Raw genomic sequence first — 25,640 nt, forward strand, 5'->3', positions numbered from 1 at the left:
GACGACGGGAACACCCTGCTGCTGCTCGACGATGCCGACGCCGCGCCCCGTGAGGTGCGGTTACCCGCCGCGGCGGCCACCGTGGTCGGTGGAGGCGACGGTGCGGTTCTCGCCCCGGCGGCGGGTGTGGTGGCCCGGGTCGACGTGGACACCGGAGCGCTCGAGGAGGTGCAGGTCGACGGGGATGCGCGGTCGGCGGCGGTGCTCGCCGACGGCCGATGGGCGGTCGGCACCGCCGAGGGGCAGGTCCTGATCTTGGACCCCACCTCCGGTGAGGTCGCCACCACCATCGAAGGCCTGGCGTCGGCGGATGCGCTCGCCGTGACCGGCGATACGGTCGCGGTGCTCGATCGTGGGCAGACGTCGCTGACCGAACTCAATCTCGAGGACGGCCGGCTCGGTATCGCGCTGCGCGCCGGGGAAGGGGCGACTCAGCTGGTCACCGACCCGTTCGGGCGCGTCGTCGTCGCCGATACGCGCGACGACGAGCTGCTCGTCTACACGCTGGATGCGCTGATTCTGCGGCAGCGTTACCCGGCCGGTCCGGCCCCGTACGGGTTGGCGTACGGCGCGGCACAGGACCTGGTGTGGGTGACCTTGACCGGCAGCAACGAAGTGGTGGGCTACGATCTGTCGACCGGGATCCCGAGGGAGCGTCACCGTTTCGCGACGGTGCGGCAACCGAACTCGATTGTCGTCGATCCGGCCGATGGCGCGCTGGTGATCGCGTCGGCGACCGGTGACGGACTGCAGCGGATCCCGATCGAGGGGTAAGTGATGGCCAACGAACGATACAGCCGGTTCACCCGGTTGCCCGTCGGCTGGGACACCAGCAACGACGACTACGAGTACGTCCCGCTGCGGTTGCCGCGGGACGTCTCCCGGGTCAGCGCCTCGCTGCGATTGGCGATCTCGGCCGAGTTCCACGGCTGGGAACTGTCGCGGGTGCGGTTGTATCCGGACGGGAGCCGCCGGGTGCTGCTGCGCCGCCGCAAGTCCGACCATCACATCCCCGAGCCCACTGTTCGCTGATCCGACCTCGGACGCTCCGTCCGGGACTGCAGGGAGTTGTTCGTGTACCGCTTGCTTCTTCGGCTGATGTTTCTGCTGCCCCCGGAACGGGCCCATCACCTCGCCTTCACGGCGATGCGCGTGGTGGCCTGGATCTCACCGCTGCGGGCACTGATGTCGAAGGTGCTCGTGGTCGACGATCCGGTGCTCCGCCACACCGTGTTCGGAGTGCAGTTCCCGGCGCCCGTGGGGTTGGCGGCCGGGTTCGACAAGGACGCCACCGGTGTCGACGTGTGGGGACCGTTGGGCTTCGGATTCGCCGAGGTCGGGACGGTCACCGCGCAAGCGCAGCCGGGCAATCCGGCACCCCGCCTGTTCCGCCTGCCGGACGACCGGGCGCTGGTGAACCGGATGGGTTTCAACAATCACGGCGCGGGCGAAGCCGCGAACCATCTGCGCCAGCGCAACCGCACGGTGCCGATCGGTGCGAACATCGGCAAGACGAAGGTCGTACCGGCCGCCGAGGCCGACGCCGATTACACCGCGAGCGCGCGACTTCTGGGCCCCCTCGCCGATTTCGTCGTGGTCAACGTGTCCTCCCCCAACACTCCGGGCCTGCGAGACCTGCAGGCCGTCGAATCGTTGCGGCCGCTGCTGGCCGCGGTACTCGACACCGTGTCCGTGCCGGTGCTGGTGAAGATCGCCCCCGATCTGTCCGACGCCGACGTCGATGCGGTGGCGGATCTGGCCGTCGAATTGAGGTTGGCGGGCATCGTCGCGACCAACACCACCATCCGCCGCGACGGTCTGCGCACCGATCCGGCACGCATCGAGGAGATCGGTGCCGGTGGCCTGTCCGGGGCACCGGTCGCCGACCGGTCGCTGGAGGTGCTGCGTCGGCTCTACGCCCGCGTCGGTGATCGATTGACGCTCATCTCCGTGGGCGGGATCGAAACTCCCGAGCAGGCCTGGGAACGGATTCTGGCGGGGGCATCGCTGGTGCAGGGCTACACCGGCTTCATCTACGGCGGCCCGTTCTGGGCGCGTCGGATCAACAAGGGCATCGCGCGCAAGCTGCGGGCGTCGGGGTATTCGTCGATCGCCGAGGCGGTCGGCGCCGCCGCTCGCTGATCGCCGTGCGTGGCCGAGCGACCGAATCGGTCGCAGGCCGCGATGCCAGCTCAACTCCAGGTGGCCGATAAAGCGACGTATTCCGCGCCGGGATCCGTTACCTGTCCGTCCGAGGCCTGGACACAGCCCCACGTCTCGAGACGCGGACCCGGTCAGAGTGCCCTGTTCGAGCGGATTGTCCGACTATGCCGCTAGTCTCAAGCGTCTTCGGGGACCACATCGGGAAGGGCGCGCGTGAAAGTTGTATTTCTGCACGGAATCGGAGACGGCGATCCCAATCGAGGATGGCTGGCAGGCCTGAATCGGGGGTTGGCCGAGGCCGGGTACGATCCTGTGCCCCCTGACCGGGTGATCGCTCCGCAGTATCACTCATTTCTCTCGACCGCCAAGGTGGGCGCCGACATGCCCCCGGTCAACGCCGAGTCCCCCGGCAACACCGCGGCGCACCGTGAATTCTATCGCCGGCAGGCAAGGATCCGGCGAAGCATCGCCGATCGCGACGATATTCGGACTTTCGGAACCTTCGGCTATCATCGGGTCCCCGACCCGATCCTCCATGCCGCACAGGCCGCGGTCCTCGCGGTCGGTATGCCGGCGTTCGACCTGAATCAGGTGAGCAGGTACATCGACGACGAACGTCTGCGCGGAGCGGTCCTGCGGTGCATCCTGGGACAGTTGCCAACCGACGCTACCGACATCGTGCTCATCGCCCACAGTCTCGGTAGCGTCATCGCGATCGATCTGCTCGATCACCTGCCGTTTCCGATCACGGTACGTCGCTTCATCACCATCGGTAGCCCGGCAGCCTCTCCGGTCCTCCACCGCCACGGAGACCGCGTGTCCCGCAAGTTCCCGTACTCGCGCGTGGACGATTGGACCAACGTCCTCGACCCGGGCGATGTCGTCACCGGAGGCCGCGGTCTGGCTACCGTCTTCCGTCCCGCCCAGGATGTCGTCATCGGCATCGGTGGAGCGCATGACTCCAGTCGCTACCTCGAGCACACCGCGGTTGCACAATTGATCGGTGAGGTCCTCTCTCCATCGAAAGACCTTGTGCCGGTGTCGGTGCATCTCAGTGTGCGAATGTCGGATGACGATGCGAACAACCTGCTCACCCTCCACTTCGCCCACGCGGTCGCGGCGAACATCAAGGATCAAAACCTGGCCGCACGATACCGTGGTGCGCTTCGCCAAGCGCAGGACGAATTGATCTTCACTACGCGACAATTCGTGCGCGACACCGGCCGCGCCGTACCCCCGCAGGTCGGCGAACTACTCGACGGCCGCCTGCCTGCGCTCCCGGAACGGTGGGAAATGCGCGAGGCCGTCGCCCGGCTCGCTGTGTTGTCACGTAGCAACCTCATCGAGCCTTACGACATCGATACCGGGACTGCGGCCCGGGACGCGTTGCCGCACATGACTGCCGCCTTGGGCTACCCCTCCGAGGTCGGCAAGACGATTGCGCAGGCGCTCGACGAAGTCCGCAATCGGGGCGAGAAGAAGAGCGGTGTCCCGTGGGGCCGCATCATTCCGATCGCGATCGGCGCGGCACTCATCGCGGCGGTCCCGCTCGGCCTTGCCGCCGTAGGCACCGCCGGCCTGGCCGGCGCGGCCGCCACCACCAGTTCGCTGGCTGCATTCGGACCGGGAGGCATGGTCGGCGGCATCGCCACGATCGGCTCGCTGGCGTCGACGGGTACCGCCGCTGCGACGTTCGGATTGGTAGGCGGCTCGGGCGGCGCCCCTACGCGTGTCGGAGCCGACGCGCTCCTGGTCGAGGTTGCGATCGAGTATGCCTGCCTGCTCCTCGATCTCGAGGTCGACACCACCCTGTGGTTCCGCCTCGCGGAAGCGGAGATGCAGGTCGCCGCCGATATCCGGCAGCACGAGGAGTTCAGCGATCCGAAATCCGCCAAAATGACGGAACTGCGTGCTGTGCACGCGCTCATCTCGTCGCTTCTGCTGTTTCTGAGCGAGAAAGGCATGACCCCGGCCGAACTCAGCCCAGGCGTCGAGCCAGTGTTGATGATCGAGGCCTGAAAGCGACCTTCGGCGGCGCCGGCACCCCTCGGGCGCCGACGCCGCCGTGAAGGCGCCTACTTCACTTCGTAGGTGCCGGTGAGCAGGCCCCGGGCGATGGCGTGCCCGAAGACGTTGAAACCGAGGAATGCCGGGCTGGACTCGGGGGTGACTCCGTCGAGGGTTTCGACGTCGAGGGCGTGCACCGCGACGATGTAGCGGTGGTGGCCGTGCCCGGCCGGCGGCGCGGCACCGATGAACCCGAATGCGCCGCCGTCGTGGCGCAGCGTGACCGTCCCGTCGGGCAGTGCCGACGAGTCGGCGCTACCGGCACCGGTGGGCAGTTCGGTCACCGTCGCCGGAATGTTCGCCACGGCCCAGTGCCAGAATCCGGACGCCGTCGGCGCGTCGGGATCGAAAACGGTCACGACGAAGCTCTTCGTCTCGGCCGGGAAACCGCTCCACGACAGCTGCGGCGAGATGTCGCCACCACCGGGGATGCCGAAAGCGCCGCTGGCCTGCGGCAGCTTCCATTCCTCCCCTTCCGCGAAGTCCTCACTGGTCACCTGGAAGGTGGGCAGGTCGGGCAGGAACTTGTACGGGTCGTAATCGAAGGCCATACCGGTCCTTTCGTCGTTGTGGTGCGAAACTCAGGAGTGCATGAGGAAGTGTTCCATGACGCGCGTGCCGAAGCGCAGCGCGTCGATGGGGACACGCTCGTCGACACCGTGGAACAGCGCCGCGAAGTCGAGTTCGGGTGGCAGTTGCAGGGGCGCGAATCCGAAGCAGCGGATGCCGAGTTTGGCGAAGGCCTTCGCGTCGGTACCGCCGGAGAGCATGTACGGCACGGTCCGGCCGATCGGGTCGTGCGCTTCGATGGCGGCGTTCATCGCGTCGACGAGGTCGCCGTCGAAGGTGGTCTCGTACGAGTCGAGGCTGGTGATCCATTCGCGGGTGACGTTCGGGCCGATGAGTTCGTCGACGGTCCGCTCGAATTCGGCACGGCGTCCAGGCAGGATCCGGCAGTCGACGACGGCTTCGGCGGTCTGCGGAATGACGTTGGCCTTGTACCCGGCGTGGAGCATGGTGGGGTTGGCGGTGTCGCGGAGGGTCGCTCCCACGATCCGGGCGATCGAGCCGAGCTTGGCGAGGGTGCCGTCGAGGTCCGGGGACGCGGGGTCGAAGTCGAGGCCGGTTTCCTCTCCCACCACAGCCAGGAACTCGGCCACCGAATCCGCAATGACGAGGGGAAAGGTGTGGGTGCCGAGCCGGGCGACGGCCTGCGCGAGTTCGGTGACGGCGTTGTCCTCGTGCAGGAAGGACCCGTGACCGGCACGGCCGTTCGCGGTCAGCCGCATCCAGGACAGGCCCTTCTCGGCGGTTTCGACGAGGTACAGGCGGCGCTCCCCGCCGTCGCGGCGCGGCACGGTCAGCGAGAATCCGCCGACCTCGCCGACGGCTTCGGTGATGCCGTCGAACAGGTCCGGTCGGTGCTGCACCAACCATTGGGAGCCGTAGGTGCCGCCGGCTTCCTCGTCGGCGAGGAACGCGAACACCAGGTCGCGGGGCGGGACGATGTTCTCCGCCTTGAAATAGCGGGCGACCGCGATCATCATGCCGACCATGTCCTTCATGTCGACAGCGCCGCGACCCCACACGTAGCCGTTCTCCACGGCGCCGGAGAAGGGGTGCACGCTCCAGTCGGCCGGTTCGGCGGGGACGACGTCGAGGTGGCCGTGCAGCATGAGGGCGCCGCGGCTGGGGTCGGCGCCGGGTAAGCGGGCGAAGAGGTTTCCTCGGCCGGGTGCCCCCGATTCGACGTATTCGGTGTCGTAGCCGACCTCGTGGAGTTGCCCGGCGACCCATTCCGCGCATTCCCGTTCCCCCCGGGTGGTCGCGAGGTCGCCGGTGTTGGAGGTGTCGAAGCGGATGAGCCGGGAGACCAGGTCGACGACCTCGTTTTCCGCGCGGGACGGCTGGTGTGTGGGATCCAGGGAGGACATAGTGCATGTCTACCACTGGGGGGCCGGTGAATCAGCGCAGGTAGGGACAGCGATTTGGGTGCAGCGGCGTGGTGCGTTAGTCTTTCACAGCGCCCGCCGGAGTGGGCGTGAGCATCGAGTCCGAGTGGCGGAATGGCAGACGCGCTAGCTTGAGGTGCTAGTGTCCTATTAACGGACGTGGGGGTTCAAGTCCCCCCTCGGACACTCCAATGAGTAAGGCCCCGAACCGATTTCGGTTCGGGGCCTTACTCGTATCCGACAGATCGCGCCATCGGCGTACCGGGCGCTCAGTCGCGGCGGCCCTTGCGGAAGTACTGGATCGGCCCGATGAAGTTCACGGCGATGGTCAGAGCCCACCGCAACTTGCTGCCGTTGACCTTCTCCGCGGGTCGGGTGGCCAGATCTGCCCAGGCCGTCGCCGCCAGCGCCAGTTGCGTGCTTGCGAGCGCCAGGACGAGCGCTTGCTGCCACGGGGCGAGCTCGGCGAATTTCTTCTTCGTCCGTGACCGGGTGGGCGTGTTCGGGCTCATCGTTCCTCCGGGAAGGTGCCGTTGCTCATGGGATGCCGGGCGCAGGTACCCCGCCCGATACCATCATTGCTACAGCACGGACACCGGAAAAGGCACATGACCCCCCACAGCGACACCTTGGCCGCGGACACCGACCTCGTCGGGTCCGGCCGCATCGATCCCAGCGATCTCGAAACCTGTCTCAGGGTTCTCGACCTCGCCGCCGAACTCGACGCCGACGATCCCGATGCGCTCACCGTGCAGCGCGCCGTCGGGCACATGTTCAAGAAGTTCAAGCGGAAGCGCCGACTCGACTCGCGCAGCAAGAAGGCCGAGGCGGATCGCGAGGTCATCGCGGCGACCGCGACGGGTTCCCCGACCCGCATCGACGACGAAACGGCCGGCATCGCGTTGACGTCGAACGCGAAGGGCGCCAGCGCGGGCACGCTGCTCCGGCCGCGCAACTGCTACATCTGCAAGGAAAAGTACACCCGCGTCGACGCGTTCTATCACCAGCTGTGCCCGACGTGTGCGGCGGAGAGTCACGCGAAACGGGATGCCCGTACCGATCTGACCGGACGCCGGGCGCTGCTGACCGGTGGCCGCGCGAAGATCGGCATGTACATCGCGCTGCGGTTGCTGCGCGACGGCGCGCACACCACGATCACCACGCGGTTTCCCAACGACGCGATCCGCCGCTTCTCGGCGATGGAGGACAGCGCCGACTGGCTGCACCGGCTGCGGATCGTCGGTATCGACCTGCGCGATCCCGCGCAGGTGGTGGCGCTCGCCGACGATGTGGCCGCCCAGGGTCCGCTGGACATCCTGATCAACAATGCGGCGCAGACGGTGCGCCGCTCCCCCGGCGCGTATTCGGCGCTCGCCGACGCCGAATCGGGGGCGTTGCCGGCGGGACCTCGGCCGGACGTGCTGACCTTCGGTAAGCCCTCCGATGCGCATCCGGCGGCATTGACCGGGTCGCTGCCCACCGAACTGAGCGCGCACACCCTGACCCCGGAGTCGGTGACGGCCCTGGCGCTGGTGGCCGGCTCCGCCACGCCGGAGCGCGTCGCCGCCGGAATCGCGGTGGACGCGGGCGGGTTGCTGCCGGATCTGGTGCACACCAACAGCTGGGTGCAGACGGTCGGTCAGGTCGAACCGCTCGAGTTGCTCGAGGTACAGCTGTGCAATTCGGTGGCGCCGTTCATTCTGGTGAACCGGCTGCGCCCGGCCATGGCCGCAGCGTCGGCCCGGCGCAAGTACATCGTCAACGTCTCCGCGATGGAAGGCCAGTTCGCGGGCCGTCGCTACAAGGGGCCGGGGCATCCGCACACCAACATGGCCAAGGCCGCCCTCAACATGCTCACCCGCACCTCCGCCGAGGAGATGCTCGCCGACGGCATCCTCATGACGGCGGTGGACACCGGCTGGATCACCGACGAGCGACCGCACCACACGAAGGTCCGGCTCGCCGAGGAGGGGTTCCACGCGCCGCTGGATCTCGTCGACGGTGCGGCGCGTGTCTACGATCCGATCGTGCAGGGCGAGGCCGGTACCGATCTGTACGGATGTTTCCTCAAGGACTACCGTCCGGCATCCTGGTGACCAGCCGCTTCCGGCCGGTCCGCTGAGATCCACACGACAGGAAACCGCTGGTGGAGACGGGTTCCACAGCGTCCGGAGCTGCTGAACGCGGCCGATGCCCGCGATACTGGATGGTGACGTCCCGCTTTTCACGAGGAGGAGAATCATGCCTGTCGCCGTGGTCCATACCGATACTCCGGAAGGACGGGCCGCGCTGACCGCCGGTGCTCGCGAAGCCACCGATCGGCAGCAGCCGCTCCTGGTGCTGCACGTGCTCGACGACGCTTCCGCGTCCGATGTGGAGGCGGTCCGCGCGACGGTGGGCAGCGTGCTCGGCGACGACGGCTGGGAACTGCGCACCGCCGTGCACGACGGCGACCCGACCGGCGCCCTGATCGATCTGGTCGCGGGCAGCGGCGCCGAACGCCTGGTCGTGGGGAGCCGCGGCAGGAACGCGGTCGGCAAGTTCCTTCTGGAGCGTCTGCTCATCGAGGCTCCGGTGCCGGTCCTGGTCGTCAAGACCCCCGCGTGAGGAGTCGTCGCAGCGCCCCGCGGCGCTGATCCGGACCTATCCTGGGTCCCATGACGTATCGGGTGCTGGCGGACGCTACGGCGCTGACGCACCTGCTCTTCGTGCTGTACGTGACGTTCGGTGGGTTCCTCACGTGGCACTGGCCGCGGACGATCCTCGCGCACGTGCCGGCGGTGGTGTGGGGCGGTGCGTCGGTGATCGTCGGGTTCGACTGCCCCTTGACGACGGTGGAGAACTGGGCCCGCCGGCAGGCCGGGGTCGCGGGATTGCCACCCAGCGGCTTCATCGACCACTACCTCACCGGGGTGATCTACCCCGAATCCGCGATCGGACTGGTCCGCGCCCTGGTCCTGTTGTGCGTGGTGGGTTCGTGGATCGGGTTGTGGCTGCGACACCGCCGCGGTCGGCGGAACCTCGCGCCCGGACTTACCCGACAGTAGGGTGTCGGTATGACTGCCTCCCGCGAACTCGACATCGTCGTCTACGGCGCGACCGGCTTCGTCGGCCGACTCACGGCCGCCTACCTGGCCGCGCACCTACCCGGCGGCGTCACCGTCGGGCTCGCCGGACGCTCCCGCGCTCGCCTCGAATCGGTGCGGTCCGAACTCGGCGACGACGCGGCGCAGTGGACCGTGATCGAAGCCGACTCCGGCGATCCGGAGTCGCTGGCCGCGATGGCCGCCGCAACCCGCGTGGTGATCAGCACCGTCGGGCCCTACGCGAAGTACGGTCTGCCCCTCGTGCAGGCATGCGCCGAGGCCGGCACCGATTATGTCGACCTCACCGGGGAGGTGCTCTTCCACCGCGAGAGCATCGACCGGTTCGACGACATCGCCCGGCGCACCGGTGCCCGGATCGTGCACTCGTGCGGGTTCGATTCCATCCCTTCGGATCTGGGAGTGCATGCGCTGCACCGCGCGGCGCAGGCCGACGACGCGGGTCCCCTCACGGACACGACGTTCGTCCTGACCTCGATGCGCGGCGGCGTCAGCGGCGGCACGATCGACTCGCTGCGCCTGCAGCTCGACGCGATCCGCAAGGACTCGGCGGCGCGCCGGATCGCCGTCCGGCCCTATTCGCTCTCCCCCAATCCGAATCGGGAACCGGACCTGGGTCGCCAGAACGACTTCGCTGTCGTGGACGGCAAGTCGATCGCGCCGGAACTGTCGGGCTGGAAAGCGCCGTTCGTGATGGCCTCGTACAACACCCGGGTGGTGCGGCGCAGCAATGCGCTCACCGGCTGGGCATACGGGTCGCGGTTCCGGTACCGGGAGGTGATGAACGTCGGCTCGTCCGCGTTGTCGGCCGTCCTGGCGGGTGCGGTCGCCGCCGGGTCGGGAGCACTGGTGGCCGGGCTGTCGTTTCCACCAACGCGGTTCGTTCTCGACAAGGTGCTGCCGGCACCGGGTGAGGGGCCCTCGGAGAAGACCCGTGAACGCGGGCACTTCCGGGTCGATCTGTACACGACGACCGAGTCCGGTGCGCGCTACAGCGCCACGGTCGCGGCGCAGGGCGATCCCGGCTACAAGGCCACCGCCGTGATGCTCGCCGAGTCGGCACTCTCCCTCGCCGTCGGTGGTGCCGCGTTGCACCCCGGCGGGGGCGTCCTGACCCCGGCGGTGGCGTTCGGTGATGTGCTGAGCGAACGGCTCCGCGCCGCCGGATTCGACATCTCCACGCGTCGGCTGCCCTGACCCTTTCTGTTCCCGGTCGTCCCGGAGTGCTCGTTTGCGACACTCCGGGGCGTCCGAGTGTGGGGCCCGCCCCGAACGGGCTATGCTCGACCGGTCGCCGTAGACCACGGCGGGATCTCGACGAAAGATGGGCAACGTGTACGCGACGAGCATCGAGGCGGCTCCGGCCACCCGGCTTGCGCTGATGCCGTTCTGGCCCACTCGTCGTGGCGCGTGCTTCGACTGTGCGTGTTGTACCGAGGTGTTTTGCTGAGCGGTTTCGCGCCGCTCTGACGATTCGTTCTCGGTCACTTCCAGTCGTTCGGAGCTAGTTGCATGCTCAATTTGCTTATCTTCACCCTTGTCGGAGTCGGCGCCCAACTCGTGGACGGCGCCCTGGGGATGGCGTTCGGCGTCACGGCCACCACATTGCTGATCTTCAGCGGGGTCGGTGCGGCCCATGCCAGCGCTGCCGTGCACCTCGCCGAGGTCGGCACCACGCTGGTATCCGGTGCGGCGCACTGGCGGTTCCGGAACATCGACTGGAAGGTCGTGGTACGCCTCGGTGTGCCGGGCGCGATCGGCGCGTTCCTGGGTGCGACCGTCCTGTCGGGTCTTTCCACCGAGGCGGCCACCCCGGTGACGGCCGCGATCCTGCTGGGCATCGGATTGTATGTGGCACTGCGGTTCTCGGTTCGTCCGCCGGCCGTCGCCCAGGCACGCACGTCGCCGCACACCGCCCGGTTCCTCTCCCCGCTGGGCTTCTTCGGCGGGTTCATCGACGCGAGCGGCGGCGGGGGCTGGGGACCCATCACCACCAGCACCCTGCTTTCCCGCGGAAAGACGGCTCCGCGCACGGTGATCGGCTCGGTCAGCGCCTCCGAGTTCCTCGTCGCGGTCGCCGCGAGCGCCGGATTCGTCCTCGGGCTGGGTCGTGAGTCGCTCGGCAATCTCGTCATCGTCGCCGGACTGGCGCTCGGCGGCGCGCTCGCCGCCCCCCTCGCGGCGTGGCTGGTCAGCCGGGTGCCCGCCACACTGCTGGGTACCGCGGTGGGCGGCATCATCGTGCTCACCAATGCGCAGAAACTCTTCGACGCGCTCGATATGCCCGGCGCCGGCGTGGCGGTGCTCTACCTGTTGATCACAGCCGGTTGGACTGCGTTGCTCACGATCTCGTGGAAGCGTTCGCGTCTCACCCGCGCCGAGACCGCGGGCAGGCTCGAGGAACTCGGGACCGCGGTCCCACCGGTGCTGCAGGAGAAGAACGCGGTGCCCACCGCGGACCGTACACCGTAGACGGCCGTCCCCGGTTCGGACATATCGCCCATACCAAGATCAACGCTGTTTTCGCGACTGGCTACCATACGGCGCGTGAACCGACACCACCTTGCTGCCCTGCCCGCTGCGCTTGCCTGCGCACTGCTCCTCGGCGCCTGCGCATCCGACGAAGACGCGCCCGCGGCGGCCGCCTCCGACTCCTCGTCCGAAGTCTCCGACGATCTCGACGCCGCGTACGCCGGCGCCGAGCTCGGCGCAGATATCCGGTCGCAGTTCTCGAGCTGTGACGACGTCGAGCCGGCGGTCGCTCCGTACATCGACGGCCTCGTCGCCAATGCGTCGAACGGCGTCGACGAGTACAGCGTGCACTGCCTGTGGGAGACCGCCGACACCGTCACGAGCCTGAGCGAGATCCGCTCGGTACAGGTGATGATCGAACCGAACAGCGGCGAGGTGCTCGATGCGGCCACCATCGAAGCGGTGGGTCTCGAGGTGGTTCCCGACAGCACGATCGAGGCGGCCGGGGGAAGCGCGCACACGATGTCGCAGGAGATCGCCGTGGCCGCGGCGACCGTCACCTCCGTCGAACTCCCCGAGGTGAAGGTCACGATCAGCGGTGGGCGGTGGGACAACTATCCCTCGCTCGACGCGGATGCGTCGGTAGCGGTCGCCAAGCAGCTGCTGGGACTCTAGGCCGACGAGGCGCGGCGCCCCTGCGGTGGTGCCGCGCCTCGCTCTCGGGGCGGAGAAACGCTCGTCGCACCGTCCCGTGGTGAGCGGCGGAGCCCCGAGATGCCCGTCACGCGGGACGCGCGCATGGGAGCAAAGTCACGCCTGCGGCGGATAGTGACTAGCATGCGCACGTGACCCAACACCGTTTCGTTGCCGCCGCACTGCCCGCCCTCGCCTGCACCATGCTGCTCGGCAGTTGCGCGTCCGACAACACCGTCCCCGTCGTCCGGGCGGAACGGGCCGCCGCCTCGCCCGTCGCCGCGGGCGCCGCAGACCGGCTCGGTGTTCTCGCCCGCTTCACCAGCTGTGAGGACGTCGCACCGGCGATCGCCGTGTATCTCCACGGTCTCGTACCGGGACCGGCGAACAAGGCGGGCCCCGATCGCGTGAACTGCACCTGGGAGGTTCCCGCGGGCGCCGCCGGCGGGACCGCAACGTCGTCGGTGGAGGTCGTCCTCGAACCGGGGACCGGTACCGTCCCGTCGCCGAGCCTCGCCGCCGGACCCGGGCTGGTGTCGATCCCCGATACCGCGATCGAGGCCGCCCAGGGCATCGCGTACAGCATGTCGTTGATGACAGCCGGAACGAGCGTGATCGCCACGCAGATCGAGCTGCCCGATGTGTCGGTGTCGATCACCGGTGGAGGCCGAGACGGTCAGCCGCCCCTCGACGGACCCGCCGCCGTCGCGGCGGCGAAGCGGCTGCTCGGCCTGTGAAACAACTGTTCGGCTAGCGCGGAGGCACGGATCCCCGGTGCCGCATGACCGGGGGCCGGGCGACGGCGGTGAGAACGCCCAGCACGAGCAGCGCCTGCGCCGCAATATAGGTGCTCATCACCCAGAATCCCGAGGCGGGCAGGGCGAATCCCTCCACGAATGCCCGCAACGCGATCAGCGCATCCGAGATGACGAACAGGACGGCCCCGACGGCCGCGGCCCGGTCGACGCCCGTGGCGAGCACCGCCATCGCTGCCAGGCACAGCCCGTAGATCGCCACCGGCACCACCAGCACACCCGCGCCCGGGGTACACGCGACCACCAGCGCGACCACGGCAGCTCCGGCCACGGCGAGTACCCACCGGCGCGTCTGCCGCACGCTGTGGTGGCGGTACGGCAGAAACGCGACGATGTACGTCAGTTGCGCACACAGGAAGAAGCCGACGAGCACCAGGAATGCGGTGTCGCCGGTGAACAGGTCGGGTGCGGCATCCCCCAGCCACGAGAACAGCAACGCCAGCAGCGTCAACCGCACCAGACGCGGCCGAGGCGACGTGGTGCTCGCGAGGAGTCCGAGGGCGAGCGCGGGCATGAGCAGCCATTGGCTGACCTCCCCCACGAGAGAGTCGGCGGCGACGAGCTGCGCGAGCAGGTGCACCGCGGCGATCACGCCGAACACGGTGAACGCGGCCCGCGCGGCCACGCCGCGCCTCATCCTCCGATACCGTCGCGTTCCACGCCGTCGAACGCGTTCAGGATCCGTTGCGCGGCCAGCGCCGCCGTGAGCGAACCATCACGAACCGCCCCCTCGACATCGCTGCGGATCGCCTTGACCTGCGGGTTCGATTCCAGGCGGCGCAGCAACTGGTCGTGCACCATCGTCCACGTCCAGTCCACCTGCTGGCGGCTCCGGTTCTCCTCGAACTGCCCGGCCTCGGTGAGCACCTTGCGGTGCTCGAGAACGGTGTCCCAGAACGTGTCCAGCCCCTTGCCCTCGAGGCCGCTCATGGTGATCACGGGCGGCTTCCACAGCGCATCATGCGGGTGCACCATGCGCATCGCGCCGGACAACTCGCGGGCCGCGACACGGGCATCACGCTCGTGGTTGCCGTCGGCCTTGTTCACCGCGACCAGATCGGCGAGCTCGAGCACACCCTTCTTGATGCCCTGAAGCTGGTCGCCGGTACGGGCGAGAGTCAGGAAACAGAAGCAGTCCACCATGTTGGCGACGGTCACCTCGGACTGCCCGACACCGACCGTTTCGACGAGGATGACGTCGAAGCCGGCGGCCTCGAGCAACACCATCGTCTCGCGGGTTGCCTTCGCGACCCCGCCGAGCGTGCCGGCCGTCGGGGACGGCCGGATGTAGGCGTTGCGTTCGACGGAGAGCCGGGCCATGCGGGTCTTGTCGCCGAGAATGGAACCACCGGTGCGCGTCGAGGACGGGTCGACGGCCAGCACCGCCACTCGATGACCCTTGCCGAGCAGATACATACCGAGGGCGTCGATGAACGTGGACTTGCCGACGCCGGGCACACCGGTGATCCCGACCCGGATGGCGCCGCCCGCGCGCGGGAGCAGGCGCAGCAACAGCTGTTGCGCCTGCTCCCGGTGGTCGTCGCGAGTGGACTCGATCAGGGTGATCGCCCGGGCGAGGCCCGCACGCTCGTTGCCGAGCACGGCCTCGGCGAGGGCATCGAGATCAACCGGACGCCGGCGGGCGCCCACGGCAACGACCGGGGTGTCGCTCATGTCCGCCTCAGTCTCCGAGACGGTGACCGAGCTGGGCAGCCAGCTTGGTGAGCAGGCCGGCCGCCGCATCGGCGATCACGGTGCCGGGAGGGAAGATCGCCGCGGCACCGGCCTGGTACAGCTCGTCGAAGTCGCCGGGCGGGATGACGCCGCCGACCACGATCATGATGTCGTCCCGACCCACCTCGGCGAGAGCCGCCTTCAACGCGGGCACCAACGTGAGGTGTCCCGCAGCCAACGACGACACGCCGATGACGTGCACGTCGTTGTCGGCCGCCTGCTGAGCGACCTCTTCGGGGGTCTGGAACAGCGGTCCCACGTCGACGTCGAAGCCGAGGTCGGCGAAGGCCGTGGCAATGACCTTCTGGCCCCGGTCGTGACCGTCCTGTCCCATCTTCGCGACGAGGATGCGCGGCCGGCGGCCCTCCTCCTCGGCGAACTTCTCGACGAGTTCCGTTGCGGTGCTGATGTTGCCCGCCTTCCCGGCCTCGTCCCGGTACACGCCGCTGATCGTGCGGATCTCGGCCTGGTGCCGTCCGTAGACCTTCTCCAGGGCGTCGGAGATCTCCCCGACGGTGGCCTTCGCGCGCGCCGCGTCGATCGCGAGCGCCAGCAGGTTGTTCTCCATGCCTGCGCCGGTGGCTCCGGCGGCGCGGGTCAGTGCGTCGAGGGCGGCCTCCACGGCCGCGGGATCGCGATCGGCCCGCAGGTGCTCGAGCTTGGCGAGCTGCTCGGCACGCACACGCGAATTCTCGACCTTGAGGACCTCGATCTCCTGGTCCTCGGTGACCTGGTACTTGTTGACGCCGATCACCGGCTGACGACCCGAATCGATGCGGGCCTGGGTGCGGGCGGCGGCCTCTTCGATGCGCAGCTTCGGGATGCCCTCGGAGATCGCCTGCGCCATGCCGCCGGCCGCCTCGACCTCCGCGATGTGCGCACGGGCCCGGTTGGCGAGTTCGTGGGTGAGCCACTCGACGTAGTGCGAGCCGCCCCACGGGTCGATCGGCCGGGTGGTGCCCGATTCCTGCTGCAGCAGCAGCTGGGTGTTGCGGGCGATGCGGGCGGAGAAATCCGTCGGCAGCGCGAGCGCCTCGTCGAGGGCGTTGGTGTGCAGCGACTGGGTGTGGCCCTGGGTCGCGGCCATCGCCTCGACGCAGGTGCGCGCGACGTTGTTGTAGACGTCCTGCGCGGTGAGCGACCAGCCGGAGGTCTGCGAGTGGGTCCGCAGCGACAGCGACTTGGCGTTCTTCGGCCCGAACTTCTCGACGAGTTCGCTCCACAGCAGGCGGCCGGCCCGCAGCTTGGCGACCTCCATGAAGAAGTTCATGCCGATCGCCCAGAAGAACGACAGGCGCGGGGCGAACTTGTCGATGTCCATGCCCGCGTCGAGGCCGGCGCGGATGTATTCGATGCCGTCGGCGAGCGTGTAGGCCAGCTCGAGGTCGGCGGTCGCGCCGGCTTCCTGGATGTGGTAGCCGGAGATGGAGATCGAGTTGAACCGCGGCATCTTCGTGCTGGTGTACGCGAAGATGTCGGAGATGATCCGCATCGACGGTTTCGGCGGGTAGATGTAGGTGTTGCGAACCATGAACTCTTTCAGAATGTCGTTCTGAATGGTTCCGGCCAGCTGCTCGGGCTTGACACCCTGTTCCTCGGCGGCGACGACGTAGAGCGCGAGAATCGGCAGCACCGCGCCGTTCATGGTCATCGACACCGACACCTGCGACAGGTCGATGCCGTCGAAGAGCTGCCGCATGTCGAGGATCGAGTCGATCGCGACACCGGCCATACCGACGTCGCCCTGCACGCGCGGATGATCGGAGTCGTAGCCGCGGTGGGTCGCGAGGTCGAAGGCGACCGACAGCCCCTTCTGGCCCGCGGCGAGGTTGCGGCGGTAGAAGGCGTTGGACTCGGCGGCGGTGGAGAAGCCGGCGTACTGCCGGATGGTCCACGGCTGATTGACGTACATCGTCGGGTACGGCCCGCGCACGAACGGGGCGAGACCCGGGTAGCTGTCGAGCGGGTATCCCTCGGCGACGACCGCATCACGATCTGCCTTGGTGTACACCGGCTTGACGTCGATGCCCTCGGGGGTGGACCACACCACGTCGTCGACGGTGTAGTTGTTGGCGGCGGCGACGGAGTCGACGAGGGCAGCGGCCTGCTCCGCGGTGGGAGCGTCCGGGGCCGGCGACGCCGGGTCGGTCAGCGGGACGTCGGCGAAGCTGCCGATCGTGTGTTCGATACTCACTTACGCTCCCAGGGTGTTGAGCAGGTCGGTCAGCGCGGCGACCGCGTCGATGCGTGCGGTGAGGTAGCCGTCGGGTCGGGCGTCGCCCTGCACGTCGCCCACGGCCTTCTCCGGTCCGGCGAGCAGCACGGTGGTGATACCGGCCTCGCGGAGGGCGGCGGTGGCCGCTCCGGCGTGCTCGCCGTAGCGCGCATCGGTGCCACACAGCACCGCGACGCTCGTCCCGGACTCGCCCACCGCGGTGGCGACCGCGTCGCCGGCGAGGTCGAGGGGGCCGGGGTTGATCGCCTCGATACCGCCCGCGGCGAGCAGGTTGGCGGCGAACGTGGTGCGCACGTTGTGCTCGGCGATCGGGCCGAGCGGGGCGAGCAGCACCTTCGGGCGAGAGCCCTGCGAGACGAAGTACACGTCGGAGCGGTCGCGCAGCGCCTCGAACGGCGCTGCATACCGCGCCGCGACGGCTCCCGTCTCGGCCACCCCGACGGGCAGCGGCGGATCGTTGAGGTTGGGGAATTCGTTGACACCGGTGACCGCGGTCTTGCGGTGTGCAATATCGGATTCGCGGCGCGCCCGGGTGGCGGCGATCCGGTCGGCGATCACGCCTGCGTCGAGGGCCGCGCGGTAACCACCGGCGGTTTCGATCTGCTGGAAGAACTCCCAGGCCTTCTCGGCGATCCGGTCGGTGAGGTCCTCGACGTACCAGGACCCGGCACCCGGATCGAGAACGCGGCCCAGGTTGGACTCTTCGAGGAGCAGCAGCTGGGTGTTGCGGGCGATGCGGGCGGCGAACCCCTCGGACACCCCGAGCGCACCCTTGGGCAGCGCCGCGTCGAACGGCAGCACGGTCACGGCGTCCGCGCCGCCCACACCCGCACCGAACGCGGCGAGGGTGGTGCGGAGCATGTTCACCCACGGGTCGCGCTGGGTCATCATCGCTTCGGAGGTGACCGCGTGCTGCGGGGCATTGCCGGCGTCGGCAGCCCCGGCCACCTGCGCGATACGCGCCCACAGCCGGCGGCCGGCGCGGAACTTGGCGATGGTCTGGAACTGGTCGTCGGTCGCGGCGAACCGGAACTCGAGCTGACCGAGTGCCCGGGCCGTGGCGACACCGGCGGTGGCGAGTTCGCGCAGGTAGTCCAGTCCGGCAGCGATCGCGGCGCCGAGTTCTTCGGCGTCGGAGGCACCGGCGTTGTGGAAGGCGGTGCCGTCGACGGTGATGGCCCGCACGGTCTCGGTGCGTTCCGCGGCGGCGCGCGCGAGGTCGACCGCCTGGGCGAGGGTGACATCGGCGCGACCGGAGAAGGCGCCGGTGAGCGGTGCCGCGCCGAGCCCCACGCGCACGGCGGTGCGGTCGGCGATGTCGGTGCGCGCATCGAGCAGCGCGTAGAGGATGTCGGTGGCGGCCACGGTGTCCGCGCCGGCGTCGAGGGTCAGCGGTGCGAGGTCGACGAGCACGCCGTTCAGCGCGGCGGGCAGCGCGTCGGGGGCCAGGGCACCGTCGCCGACGGCGAGCCACAGCGCGCTGACACCGTTTTCGAGGGCGCCGAGGATCTTCTCGTTGAGCCCTGCGGGGTCGGAGTCGGCGTACCGGGCGCTGACGAGCCATCCGGTGTTGACGTCGCGGGTGGCCGAGCTGCCCCGCACGAACGGGAACTGTCCGGGCAGCGGCGCTTCGGCGAGTTCGTCGCGTCCGCTGTAGAGCGGCGAGACGGTGACGTCGTCGTAGGTGGTGGTTTCGAGCAGGCGTTGCGGCTCGGGGCCGAGCTCCGACGGATCGACGCGGCGGGACTTGGCCAGCACCCCCGCGACCGCATCCTGCCACTGCGCGTATGCGCGCGCGGCGTCCTCGGCTTCTGCAGCTAATGACACGTGCGGTTCCTCCTACTGCGGGGTGTGCAGACTCTCGGGCGGCCTGGTCGGCCTTCGGGCGTTTCGCCTCGCACACCCTAAGCCGATGTCGCTGTGATGCTAGCCGCCCACCCCCGAGAAGTATTATGGGGATCACCACAATTTGACTAACGCTCGATATACGGATGACCTTCCGGTATTCGATGTCACCTGCAGAAAAGTTGTCTACATCGAGGGATCCGTCCCTGTACGGGTAGGCTGACACCCCGTGACGAGGATCTTCAAGGACCGCAGGGTCGTCGGCATCCTCGTTCTGCTGGCCGCGCTGGCATTGGCCGCTGTCGCCGTTCCGTACCCGTCCATCGCCCAGATCCGTGCATGGTCCGAGGCGGTCGACGGACCGGTCCTGATCCTCGCGTTCTTCGCGGTGCACGCCCTGACCACGATCAGCCCGATTCCGCGGACGGTGTTCACGCTCAGCGCCGGTGTGCTGTTCGGCAGCGCCGTCGGAATCGCGGTGACGCTCGCGGCGACCACGGTGAGCGCGGTGCTCGCCTTCCTGCTGGTGCGCGCCGTCGGCCGCGGTCTCGTGGCGTCTCATCTGACCCATCCGGCGGCAAAGGCCATCGATCTGCGGCTTGCCCGGCGCGGCTGGCTGGCCGTCGGCTCGTTGCGGCTGATCGCGGCGGCCCCGTTCTTCGTCGTGAACTGTTGTTGCGCGGTGTCCTCGGTGCGACTGGTGCCGTACACCCTGGCCACCATCGTGGGGATCCTGCCGGGCACGGTTGCCGTGGTGCTGCTCGGCGACGTGCTCACCGGGCAGACCAATCCCGCATTGATGGTGGTGACGGCGCTGTGCATCGTCCTCGGAGTCGGCGGTCTGCTCCTCGAGGCGCGACTCCCCCAGCCCGCGGGGTCGGCGTTGGACGCGGTGGTCGATCCGGAACCGCACCCACTCGACAAGCCTTGAGGCTTGATTTTCTACAGTCAAGGCCCCATCCTTGATGAGTGTATGTGCTGACGGTCGACCAACGCGGCAGCCGCCGCGACGTCGACCGTGTCGCGGATCTCCTCGCCGACCTGCGCGATCCCCGGCTGACCCGGCCCTTCGAACGCACCGCCGGCGACGAGGTCCAGGCCGTCACCGACGACGCGGACGCTGTCGTCGACCTCTCCCTGGAATTGCTCCGGCGCGCACGCTGGAGCATCGGCATCGGGATCGGCCGTGTCGAGATGCCGCTTCCGGACCAGACCCGCGCCGGGCGCGGACCGGCCTTCGAGCACGCCCGCCGCGCCGTCGACCGCGCCAAGAACGCAATCGGCCGTATCGCCGTCGAGGGCGCCGACACCCCCACCGCGACCGACGCCGACGCGGCCCTCACCCTGCTCGCGACCGTCGTGCTGCGCCGCTCCGCACACGGACACGAGGCCGTCGCACTCTCCCGCACCGGCCTGTCGCAGGCCGAGGTCGCCGAGGAACTCGGCATCAGCAAGCAGGCCGTGTCGCAGCGGCTGCAGGCAGCCGGGTGGCAGGCCGAACTCGTCGGACGTGACCTTGCCCGCCGCCTCCTGGAAAGGGCCGATCCTTGATCGTCGTCTCATTGGTGTGCCTCGCCGTCGCGGCCGTTGCCCCCGTCCTGGGCCTGCATCCGCGGATACCCGCCCCGCTCGGGGCCACCCTCACCACCGCCGCGCTGGGGGGCGCGGCCCTGGCCGCCACCGCAACGGACCCGGCCCACGGTTTCGCGCTCGGCGCCACACTCGTGCTGACCGCCGCGGCAGCCATCACCGGTGGTGGCCCTGCCGTACTCGCCGCGTTCCGGATCGCCCGCCGGCAACCCGACGCGGGACCGGCCCCCACGCCCCCGCCGGGCCCACTACGCGGAGGACGCGTCATCGGTGTGCTCGAGCGGGGCGCGGTCACGGCGTCGATCCTGGGCGGATGGCCGGAAGGGATCGCGGTGATCATGGCCGTCAAGGGTCTTGCGCGCTATCCCGAACTGCGAGAAGCGCAGGCGTCCGAACAGTTCATCATCGGCACGTCCACCTCCGTGCTCTGGGCGGTGGCCGTGTGCGGTGTGGGCCACGCGCTCATCACCTGAGGCCGGTCGGGCGCGCCGGAGACAAATCCCGCGCCCGGCATGGCATACTTAGCCGCCGTAACTGAATATGCCACCGAACCGCGACGGGAGAGTCCCGCGGTAGCGGGCGCCGAAGGAGCAACCTCCCCGGGAATCTCTCAGGCACCCCGGACCGTCGCCGGCGAGGCTCCTCTGGAAAGCAACCCTGCGGGGTTCACCGACGGTGTAAGCGGGTCTCCGATCCGCGAAAGCTCTCAGGTTCCCATGACAGAGCGGGGAGAAATCACCCGTAGGTGCGTAGCGCACCCCTGTCCGGAGGAAGTTCCGTGGCCGTTTCCGTCGGCACGCCGTTGCGCGTGCATCCCACCGCACACCCGGTTCCCGGCACCGTCCTGCCCGAGCCCCTCGCCCGCACTGCGCCCGCCGGACCGAACCGGCGTCTGGGTGTCGCCGCCATCGTGATCTCCGCGGCGGCGATGGGCACCGCCGGGCTGTTCGGCCGGATGGCCACCCCGGCCGGTGCGGTACTCGGTGAAGCCCTCACGCTCGGTCGCATGCTCGTCGGCGCGTTGGGAATGCTGGTGTTGCTGGCGGTTTCCCGCCGTCTCGGACGACTGCGCCGGATCCGGCTGTCCTGGTCGATCGTGCTCGGCGGCATCTTTCTGGGGTTGTCGCTGGCCACCTATCTGTCCGCGACCGTGCTCACCGACCTCTCGCGCGCAGTGGCACTGCACTACCTCGGGCCGGTCGTGGCGACGGTACTGGCACGATTGCTGCTCCGCGAATCGGTCACCCGCCTCGACGCGCTGTCACTGGGGGCCGGTTTTCTCGGAATGCTGCTCGCTGCCGGCCTGATCGGGGGCGCTCCGTCCGCGGGCGGCGATCAGGAAACCCTGGGCACCGTGCTCGGAGTGGCGTCGGGCGTGTTCTACGGGGCCGCGCTGCTGTGCTACCGGTACCGCTCCGACATGCCCGCCGACGTGCGCAGTTTCTGGACCTTCACCTTCGGCGCCGTGGGAACGGGCGCCATGGTCGTCGTGACCCGTCCCGACCTGTCCGGCATGACCGCGGTCCACTGGGCGTGGGCGGCAGGGTTCTTCGTCGTGTGCGGACTGCTCGCCCTCGGCCTGCTGGTCGTCGCCGGCAAGCATCTGCGCGCCGCCGAACTCTCGGGGCTCTCCTACTTCGAGGTGGTCGTGGCGCTGGCCCTCGGTGCGGTCGTCTTCACCGAGTCCGTCTCGCTCCTGGCCGTGCTCGGCGCCGGGCTCATCGTCGCCGCGATGGCGCTGCCCGTGCTGGCCGGTCGCCGGAAGTCCGGGGCGCTGCGCTCCCGGTAGCGGCCCGCCCGCGGTGCCGCCGATCATGCCGGACCGGCGGATCCCACCGAGCGTGTCACCGCTGCTGCGGATCCTGCCGTCCGGACGTGGGATCGGATGCCGCGGTCGGCATCCAGCCACCCGGTGCGGCCGGAGGCGAGGGCAGTGCCGGGGACTCCTCCCCCGCACCCTCGGTGCCGGCTTCCTCCCTGCCCATGGGGGTCCGGACGGCCGGATCGACCGGTTTGCGCGCCACGGCCTCGGCTTCGGCGACAGCCTGCGCGACCTCCGGGTCGCGCTTGGTCGCGAACCAGTCCTCGACCTCCGCGGTGTCCTCCTCGGGCCGCTGCAGGTTCTCCTCGACCGGAGTCGGCTCGAACCGGAACACCCCGTCCTCGCCGGGCGCACCGAGCGTGCGAGCGAATCCCTTCAGGGCGTCACCGAAGTCGCTGGGCACCAGCCATACCTTGTTCGCGTCGCCCTGGGCCATCTGCGGCAGGGTCTGCAGATACTGGTAGGCGAGCAGTTCGGGCGTCGGTTTGCCGGACTTGATCGCCGCGAACACCTTCTCGATGGCCTTGGCCTCGCCCTGCGCCTCGAGGTATTTGGCGGCGCGATCACCCTGCGCGCGCAGGATCGTGGACTGCCGAGCCGCCTCCGCTTCGAGGATCGCCGCCTGCTTGGCGCCCTCGGCCGACAGAATCCGGGATTGCTTGTCGCCCTCGGCGGTTTTGATCGACGATTCCCGATGGCCCTCGGCCGTGAGGATCATCGCCCGCTTCTCGCGGTCGGCCTTCATCTGCTTCTCCATCGACTCCTGGATCGACGGCGGCGGATCGATGCTCTTGAGTTCCACGCGGGCGACCCGCAATCCCCAGCGGCCCGTGGCCTCGTCCAGCACCCCGCGCAACTGTCCGTTGATCGAGTCGCGGGAGGTGAGGGTCTCTTCCAAGGTCATGCCGCCGACCACGTTGCGCAGGGTCGTCACGGTCAGCTGCTCGACCGCGGCGATGTAGTTGCTGATCTCGTACACCGCGGCCTGCGGGTTGGTCACCTGGAAATACACCACGGTGTCGATGCTCAGAGTCAGGTTGTCCTGCGTGATCACCGGTTGCGGCGGGAACGAGACCACGCGCTCGCGCAGGTCCACCTTGGCGCGGATGCGGTCCACGAACGGCACCAGGAACGTGAGCTGGCCGGACACCGTCCGGTAGTAGCGGCCCAGCCGCTCGATCACCGCGGCCTCGGCCTGCGGCACGAGTGCCACCGACTTGACCACGATTATCACGACGAGTGCCACTACCACGGCGAGGACGATCAGCGCTTCCATCTACGGGCCTCTCCATACGACGGCGGTCGCGCCGTCGATCTGCATCACGGTCACGGTCGAACCTGCTTCGTACTTCTCGGTCTCGTCCAGGGGACGGGCCGTCCACACCTCACCGCCGATCTTCACGCGACCGGCCTGGGCATGGACCTCCTCGAGCACCAGAGCCTGCTTGCCCGGCAACGCCTCGACGCCCATCGGCAGTGCCGGCGGGCCCGAATAGCGGCGCCGCAACGCGGGACGCACCCCCAGCATCAGCACCAGCGACGCCAGGGCGAACACCACCGCATCGGCCCAGACCGGCAGATCGGTGGCGGCCGAGACACCGGCCGTCGCCAGCGCGGCACCACCCAACATCAACAGCACGAAGTCTCCGGTCAGGGCTTCGGCGGCCGCCAGCGCGACGCCGGCGATCAGCCATATCAATGCCGTCACAGCGCCATCCTGACACAATTCGGACACATGCCGCAGAACTCCTGGTCGAGGCCTCAGCCGTGCGCGCCGGACCCGTCTTCGTCGGGTTCGGTGACGAAATCGACCAACCGCTCCACCGCACCGATCAGCGGCGCCTCGAGATCACGGAACTTCGTTACGGCACCGTAGATGCGCCGCCACCCGTCCTGCGGCGAACCCCAGCCCAGTTCCCGGCACACCCCGGTTTTCCAGTCCTGCCCCCGGGGGATCGTCGGCCACGCGTCGATTTCCACCACGGCCGGGCGCACCGCCTGCCACACATCGATGAACGGGTGGCCCGTGACCATCACGTGCGGCCCGAGATTCGCGGTGAGCCGCTCCTCCTTCGACCCGGTCACCAGATGATCGACGAGCACGCCGACGCGCCGTCCCGGTCCCGGCTCGAACTCGGCCAGACGCGCGGCGAGATTGTCCAGGCCCTCGAGCTGCTCGACGACCACCCCCTCGACCCGCAGATCGTGTCCCCACACCCGTTCGACGAGCGCCGCGTCGTGGACGCCCTCGACCCAGATGCGGCTGCCGCGCGCGACGCGGGCCCTCAATCCCTCGACCCGGACCGATCCCGACGCGGACCGCGCCGGCGCCGGCGCGGGGCGGGCCTGCGGCCGTACCAGCGTGATCGGCTTGCCGTCGACGAGGAACGCCGCGGGCCGCATCGCGAACAACCGCGTCCGGCCGCGGCCGTCCTCCAATCGCACGAAATCGCCGTCGTAGGTGCGTTCGAACCCGACGACCGCACCGCACTACCCCGACGCGGCGTCCTCGACCACCAGATCCTTGTCCGCGGGCAACTCGGGGACGGCCGCGCGGCGGGTGCGACTGTGTCCGGCGAAGATGTCGCCGCCGTAGATGTCTCGTGAACTCACGCACGAAGACGCTAGGCGAGCACCGCGCCGGGCACGGTCCGCCACGCCGGGTGGCCCGTATGCTTTCCCGGTGACGTCCCCCAGTCTGACCCTGACGGTGTGGGCCGGTTCGTGGCTGTCCGGACACGCATCTCCCGATGACGTGATCGATGCCCTGCACGGGTGGGCACCGATGCATCTGGTGTCCGCATCGGACCCGGTCGTCGCCGGGCGCACCGGGCTGCCGGACGCCGGCGTCACGGACGGCGCAGCGGTGGTGCTGGCCACCGTTCGCCGCGCGGATCCGTCGGGTGCGGCGAGTTTGCGGCTCGTGCTGCCCGCACCCGGTGACGTGCGCGGTCTTCCCGCCGGCACCCCGTTCGCCGCGGCGGCACTCGCCGCCGGCGAGGGAGTACTGGTGGGCGCGCCCGGCACCACCGGGATCGGCCTGGTTCCCGTGGTCGAGGGCCCGGATGTGTTGCGGTGGGCGGTGTTCGGAGTCGACGAGATCCCCGCGGACGACGGCGTCCCCGGCCTGGGTGCGGTCGAGTACTC

Annotated in this window: 24 protein-coding genes, 1 tRNA gene, 2 pseudogenes and 1 riboswitch; of the genes and pseudogenes, 17 read left to right on the forward strand and 10 right to left on the reverse strand. The window is 69.2% G+C overall.

Features of this window, described 5'->3' with window-relative positions:
* The 4 genes from Q8814_RS12845 to Q8814_RS12860 all read left to right on the forward strand — a co-directional run.
* The coding region (locus tag Q8814_RS12845; RefSeq protein WP_330152409.1) for an NHL repeat-containing protein at window positions 1-774 on the forward strand (774 nt) is incomplete at its 5' end.
* Between the two features lie 3 nt (window positions 775-777).
* Entirely contained in the window at window positions 778-1,032 is a 255-nt protein-coding gene (locus Q8814_RS12850; RefSeq protein WP_330152410.1) for a DUF5703 family protein, read from the forward strand.
* A gap of 42 nt (window positions 1,033-1,074) precedes the next feature.
* Window positions 1,075-2,142, forward strand: a complete 1,068-nt coding sequence (locus tag Q8814_RS12855; protein WP_330152411.1) for a quinone-dependent dihydroorotate dehydrogenase — start codon at window positions 1,075-1,077, stop codon at window positions 2,140-2,142.
* 234 nt (window positions 2,143-2,376) lie between these two features.
* A complete protein-coding gene (locus tag Q8814_RS12860) occupies window positions 2,377-4,182 on the forward strand; it encodes a lipase family protein (protein WP_330152412.1) in 1,806 nt (601 codons plus the stop codon).
* 56 nt (window positions 4,183-4,238) lie between these two features.
* Here Q8814_RS12860 and Q8814_RS12865 read toward each other — a convergent pair whose 3' ends face one another.
* Window positions 4,239-4,781, reverse strand: a complete 543-nt coding sequence (locus Q8814_RS12865) for a YbhB/YbcL family Raf kinase inhibitor-like protein (RefSeq protein ID WP_330152413.1) — start codon at window positions 4,779-4,781, stop codon at window positions 4,239-4,241.
* Window positions 4,782-4,811: 30 nt separating this feature from the next.
* Window positions 4,812-6,164 (reverse strand): M20/M25/M40 family metallo-hydrolase, encoded by a 1,353-nt coding sequence (locus Q8814_RS12870; RefSeq protein ID WP_330152414.1) that lies wholly within the window; start codon window positions 6,162-6,164, stop codon window positions 4,812-4,814.
* 118 nt (window positions 6,165-6,282) lie between these two features.
* On the opposite strand from Q8814_RS12870, the gene Q8814_RS12875 reads away from it, so the two are divergent.
* A tRNA-Leu gene (locus tag Q8814_RS12875) sits at window positions 6,283-6,368 on the forward strand.
* Window positions 6,369-6,451: 83 nt separating this feature from the next.
* Here Q8814_RS12875 and Q8814_RS12880 read toward each other — a convergent pair.
* Window positions 6,452-6,694: a hypothetical protein gene (locus Q8814_RS12880; protein WP_330152415.1), complete on the reverse strand. Its 243-nt coding sequence runs from the start codon at window positions 6,692-6,694 to the stop codon at window positions 6,452-6,454.
* A gap of 96 nt (window positions 6,695-6,790) precedes the next feature.
* Between Q8814_RS12880 and Q8814_RS12885 the strand changes: the two genes are divergently transcribed.
* The 7 genes from Q8814_RS12885 to Q8814_RS12915 all read left to right on the forward strand — a co-directional run bounded on the left by Q8814_RS12885 (window position 6,791) and on the right by Q8814_RS12915 (window position 13,188).
* Complete coding sequence (locus tag Q8814_RS12885) at window positions 6,791-8,278, forward strand: SDR family NAD(P)-dependent oxidoreductase (protein WP_330152416.1); 1,488 nt, start codon at window positions 6,791-6,793, stop codon at window positions 8,276-8,278.
* 145 nt (window positions 8,279-8,423) lie between these two features.
* A complete protein-coding gene (locus tag Q8814_RS12890) occupies window positions 8,424-8,789 on the forward strand; it encodes a universal stress protein (protein WP_330152417.1) in 366 nt (121 codons plus the stop codon).
* 50 nt (window positions 8,790-8,839) lie between these two features.
* Window positions 8,840-9,229: a DUF2784 domain-containing protein gene (locus Q8814_RS12895; protein ID WP_330152418.1), complete on the forward strand. Its 390-nt coding sequence runs from the start codon at window positions 8,840-8,842 to the stop codon at window positions 9,227-9,229.
* A gap of 9 nt (window positions 9,230-9,238) precedes the next feature.
* On the forward strand, window positions 9,239-10,483 hold the full coding sequence (locus Q8814_RS12900; RefSeq protein WP_330152419.1) for a saccharopine dehydrogenase family protein: 1,245 nt from the start codon (window positions 9,239-9,241) through the stop codon (window positions 10,481-10,483).
* Window positions 10,484-10,798: 315 nt separating this feature from the next.
* Complete coding sequence (locus tag Q8814_RS12905) at window positions 10,799-11,758, forward strand: sulfite exporter TauE/SafE family protein (RefSeq protein ID WP_330152420.1); 960 nt, start codon at window positions 10,799-10,801, stop codon at window positions 11,756-11,758.
* Between the two features lie 75 nt (window positions 11,759-11,833).
* Window positions 11,834-12,433 carry a hypothetical protein gene (locus tag Q8814_RS12910; RefSeq protein WP_330152421.1) on the forward strand — a complete coding sequence of 200 codons (600 nt, stop codon included), beginning with the start codon at window positions 11,834-11,836 and terminating at the stop codon, window positions 12,431-12,433.
* A gap of 170 nt (window positions 12,434-12,603) precedes the next feature.
* Complete coding sequence (locus tag Q8814_RS12915) at window positions 12,604-13,188, forward strand: hypothetical protein (protein ID WP_330152422.1); 585 nt, start codon at window positions 12,604-12,606, stop codon at window positions 13,186-13,188.
* A gap of 13 nt (window positions 13,189-13,201) precedes the next feature.
* Here Q8814_RS12915 and Q8814_RS12920 read toward each other — a convergent pair whose 3' ends face one another.
* From Q8814_RS12920 to mutA, 4 genes are read right to left on the reverse strand one after another with little or no spacing between them, the layout of a single operon-like run.
* A complete protein-coding gene (locus Q8814_RS12920; RefSeq protein ID WP_330152423.1) occupies window positions 13,202-13,903 on the reverse strand; it encodes a lysoplasmalogenase in 702 nt (233 codons plus the stop codon).
* Complete coding sequence (gene meaB, locus Q8814_RS12925) at window positions 13,900-14,940, reverse strand: methylmalonyl Co-A mutase-associated GTPase MeaB (RefSeq protein WP_330152424.1); 1,041 nt, start codon at window positions 14,938-14,940, stop codon at window positions 13,900-13,902. Before meaB ends, Q8814_RS12920 begins: the two co-directional genes overlap by 4 nt.
* Window positions 14,941-14,947: 7 nt before the next feature.
* A complete protein-coding gene (gene scpA, locus Q8814_RS12930; RefSeq protein ID WP_330152425.1) occupies window positions 14,948-17,194 on the reverse strand; it encodes a methylmalonyl-CoA mutase in 2,247 nt (748 codons plus the stop codon).
* Entirely contained in the window at window positions 17,195-19,063 is a 1,869-nt protein-coding gene (gene mutA, locus Q8814_RS12935; protein ID WP_330152426.1) for a methylmalonyl-CoA mutase small subunit, read from the reverse strand.
* A 247-nt stretch (window positions 19,064-19,310) separates the two neighbouring features.
* On the opposite strand from mutA, the gene Q8814_RS12940 reads away from it, so the two are divergent.
* The 4 genes from Q8814_RS12940 (at window position 19,311) to Q8814_RS12955 (ending at window position 22,460) form a co-directional block, all read left to right on the forward strand.
* A complete protein-coding gene (locus Q8814_RS12940) occupies window positions 19,311-20,012 on the forward strand; it encodes a TVP38/TMEM64 family protein (RefSeq protein WP_330152427.1) in 702 nt (233 codons plus the stop codon).
* A 38-nt stretch (window positions 20,013-20,050) separates the two neighbouring features.
* Window positions 20,051-20,632, forward strand: a complete 582-nt coding sequence (locus Q8814_RS12945; protein WP_330152428.1) for a hypothetical protein — start codon at window positions 20,051-20,053, stop codon at window positions 20,630-20,632.
* Window positions 20,629-21,144 carry a hypothetical protein gene (locus tag Q8814_RS12950; RefSeq protein ID WP_330152429.1) on the forward strand — a complete coding sequence of 172 codons (516 nt, stop codon included), beginning with the start codon at window positions 20,629-20,631 and terminating at the stop codon, window positions 21,142-21,144. The genes Q8814_RS12945 and Q8814_RS12950 overlap by 4 nt, the downstream gene beginning before the upstream one ends.
* 74 nt (window positions 21,145-21,218) lie before the next feature.
* Window positions 21,219-21,308: riboswitch (glycine riboswitch) on the forward strand.
* Window positions 21,309-21,449: 141 nt separating this feature from the next.
* On the forward strand, window positions 21,450-22,460 hold the full coding sequence (locus Q8814_RS12955) for a DMT family transporter (protein ID WP_330152430.1): 1,011 nt from the start codon (window positions 21,450-21,452) through the stop codon (window positions 22,458-22,460).
* A gap of 55 nt (window positions 22,461-22,515) precedes the next feature.
* On the opposite strand, the gene Q8814_RS12960 is transcribed toward Q8814_RS12955, so the two are convergent.
* The 3 genes and pseudogenes from Q8814_RS12960 to Q8814_RS12970 form a co-directional block, all read right to left on the reverse strand.
* Entirely contained in the window at window positions 22,516-23,769 is a 1,254-nt protein-coding gene (locus tag Q8814_RS12960) for an SPFH domain-containing protein (RefSeq protein WP_330152431.1), read from the reverse strand.
* Entirely contained in the window at window positions 23,770-24,201 is a 432-nt protein-coding gene (locus Q8814_RS12965; RefSeq protein WP_330152432.1) for an NfeD family protein, read from the reverse strand.
* 53 nt (window positions 24,202-24,254) lie between these two features.
* Window positions 24,255-25,106: pseudogene (locus Q8814_RS12970) on the reverse strand (DUF3097 domain-containing protein).
* A gap of 70 nt (window positions 25,107-25,176) precedes the next feature.
* Here Q8814_RS12970 and Q8814_RS12975 point away from each other — a divergent pair.
* Window positions 25,177-25,640, forward strand: a pseudogene (locus Q8814_RS12975) (hypothetical protein); the annotation flags it as partial.

This window comes from Rhodococcus chondri (assembly GCF_036327435.1).
Lineage (GTDB): Bacteria > Actinomycetota > Actinomycetes > Mycobacteriales > Mycobacteriaceae > Rhodococcus > Rhodococcus chondri.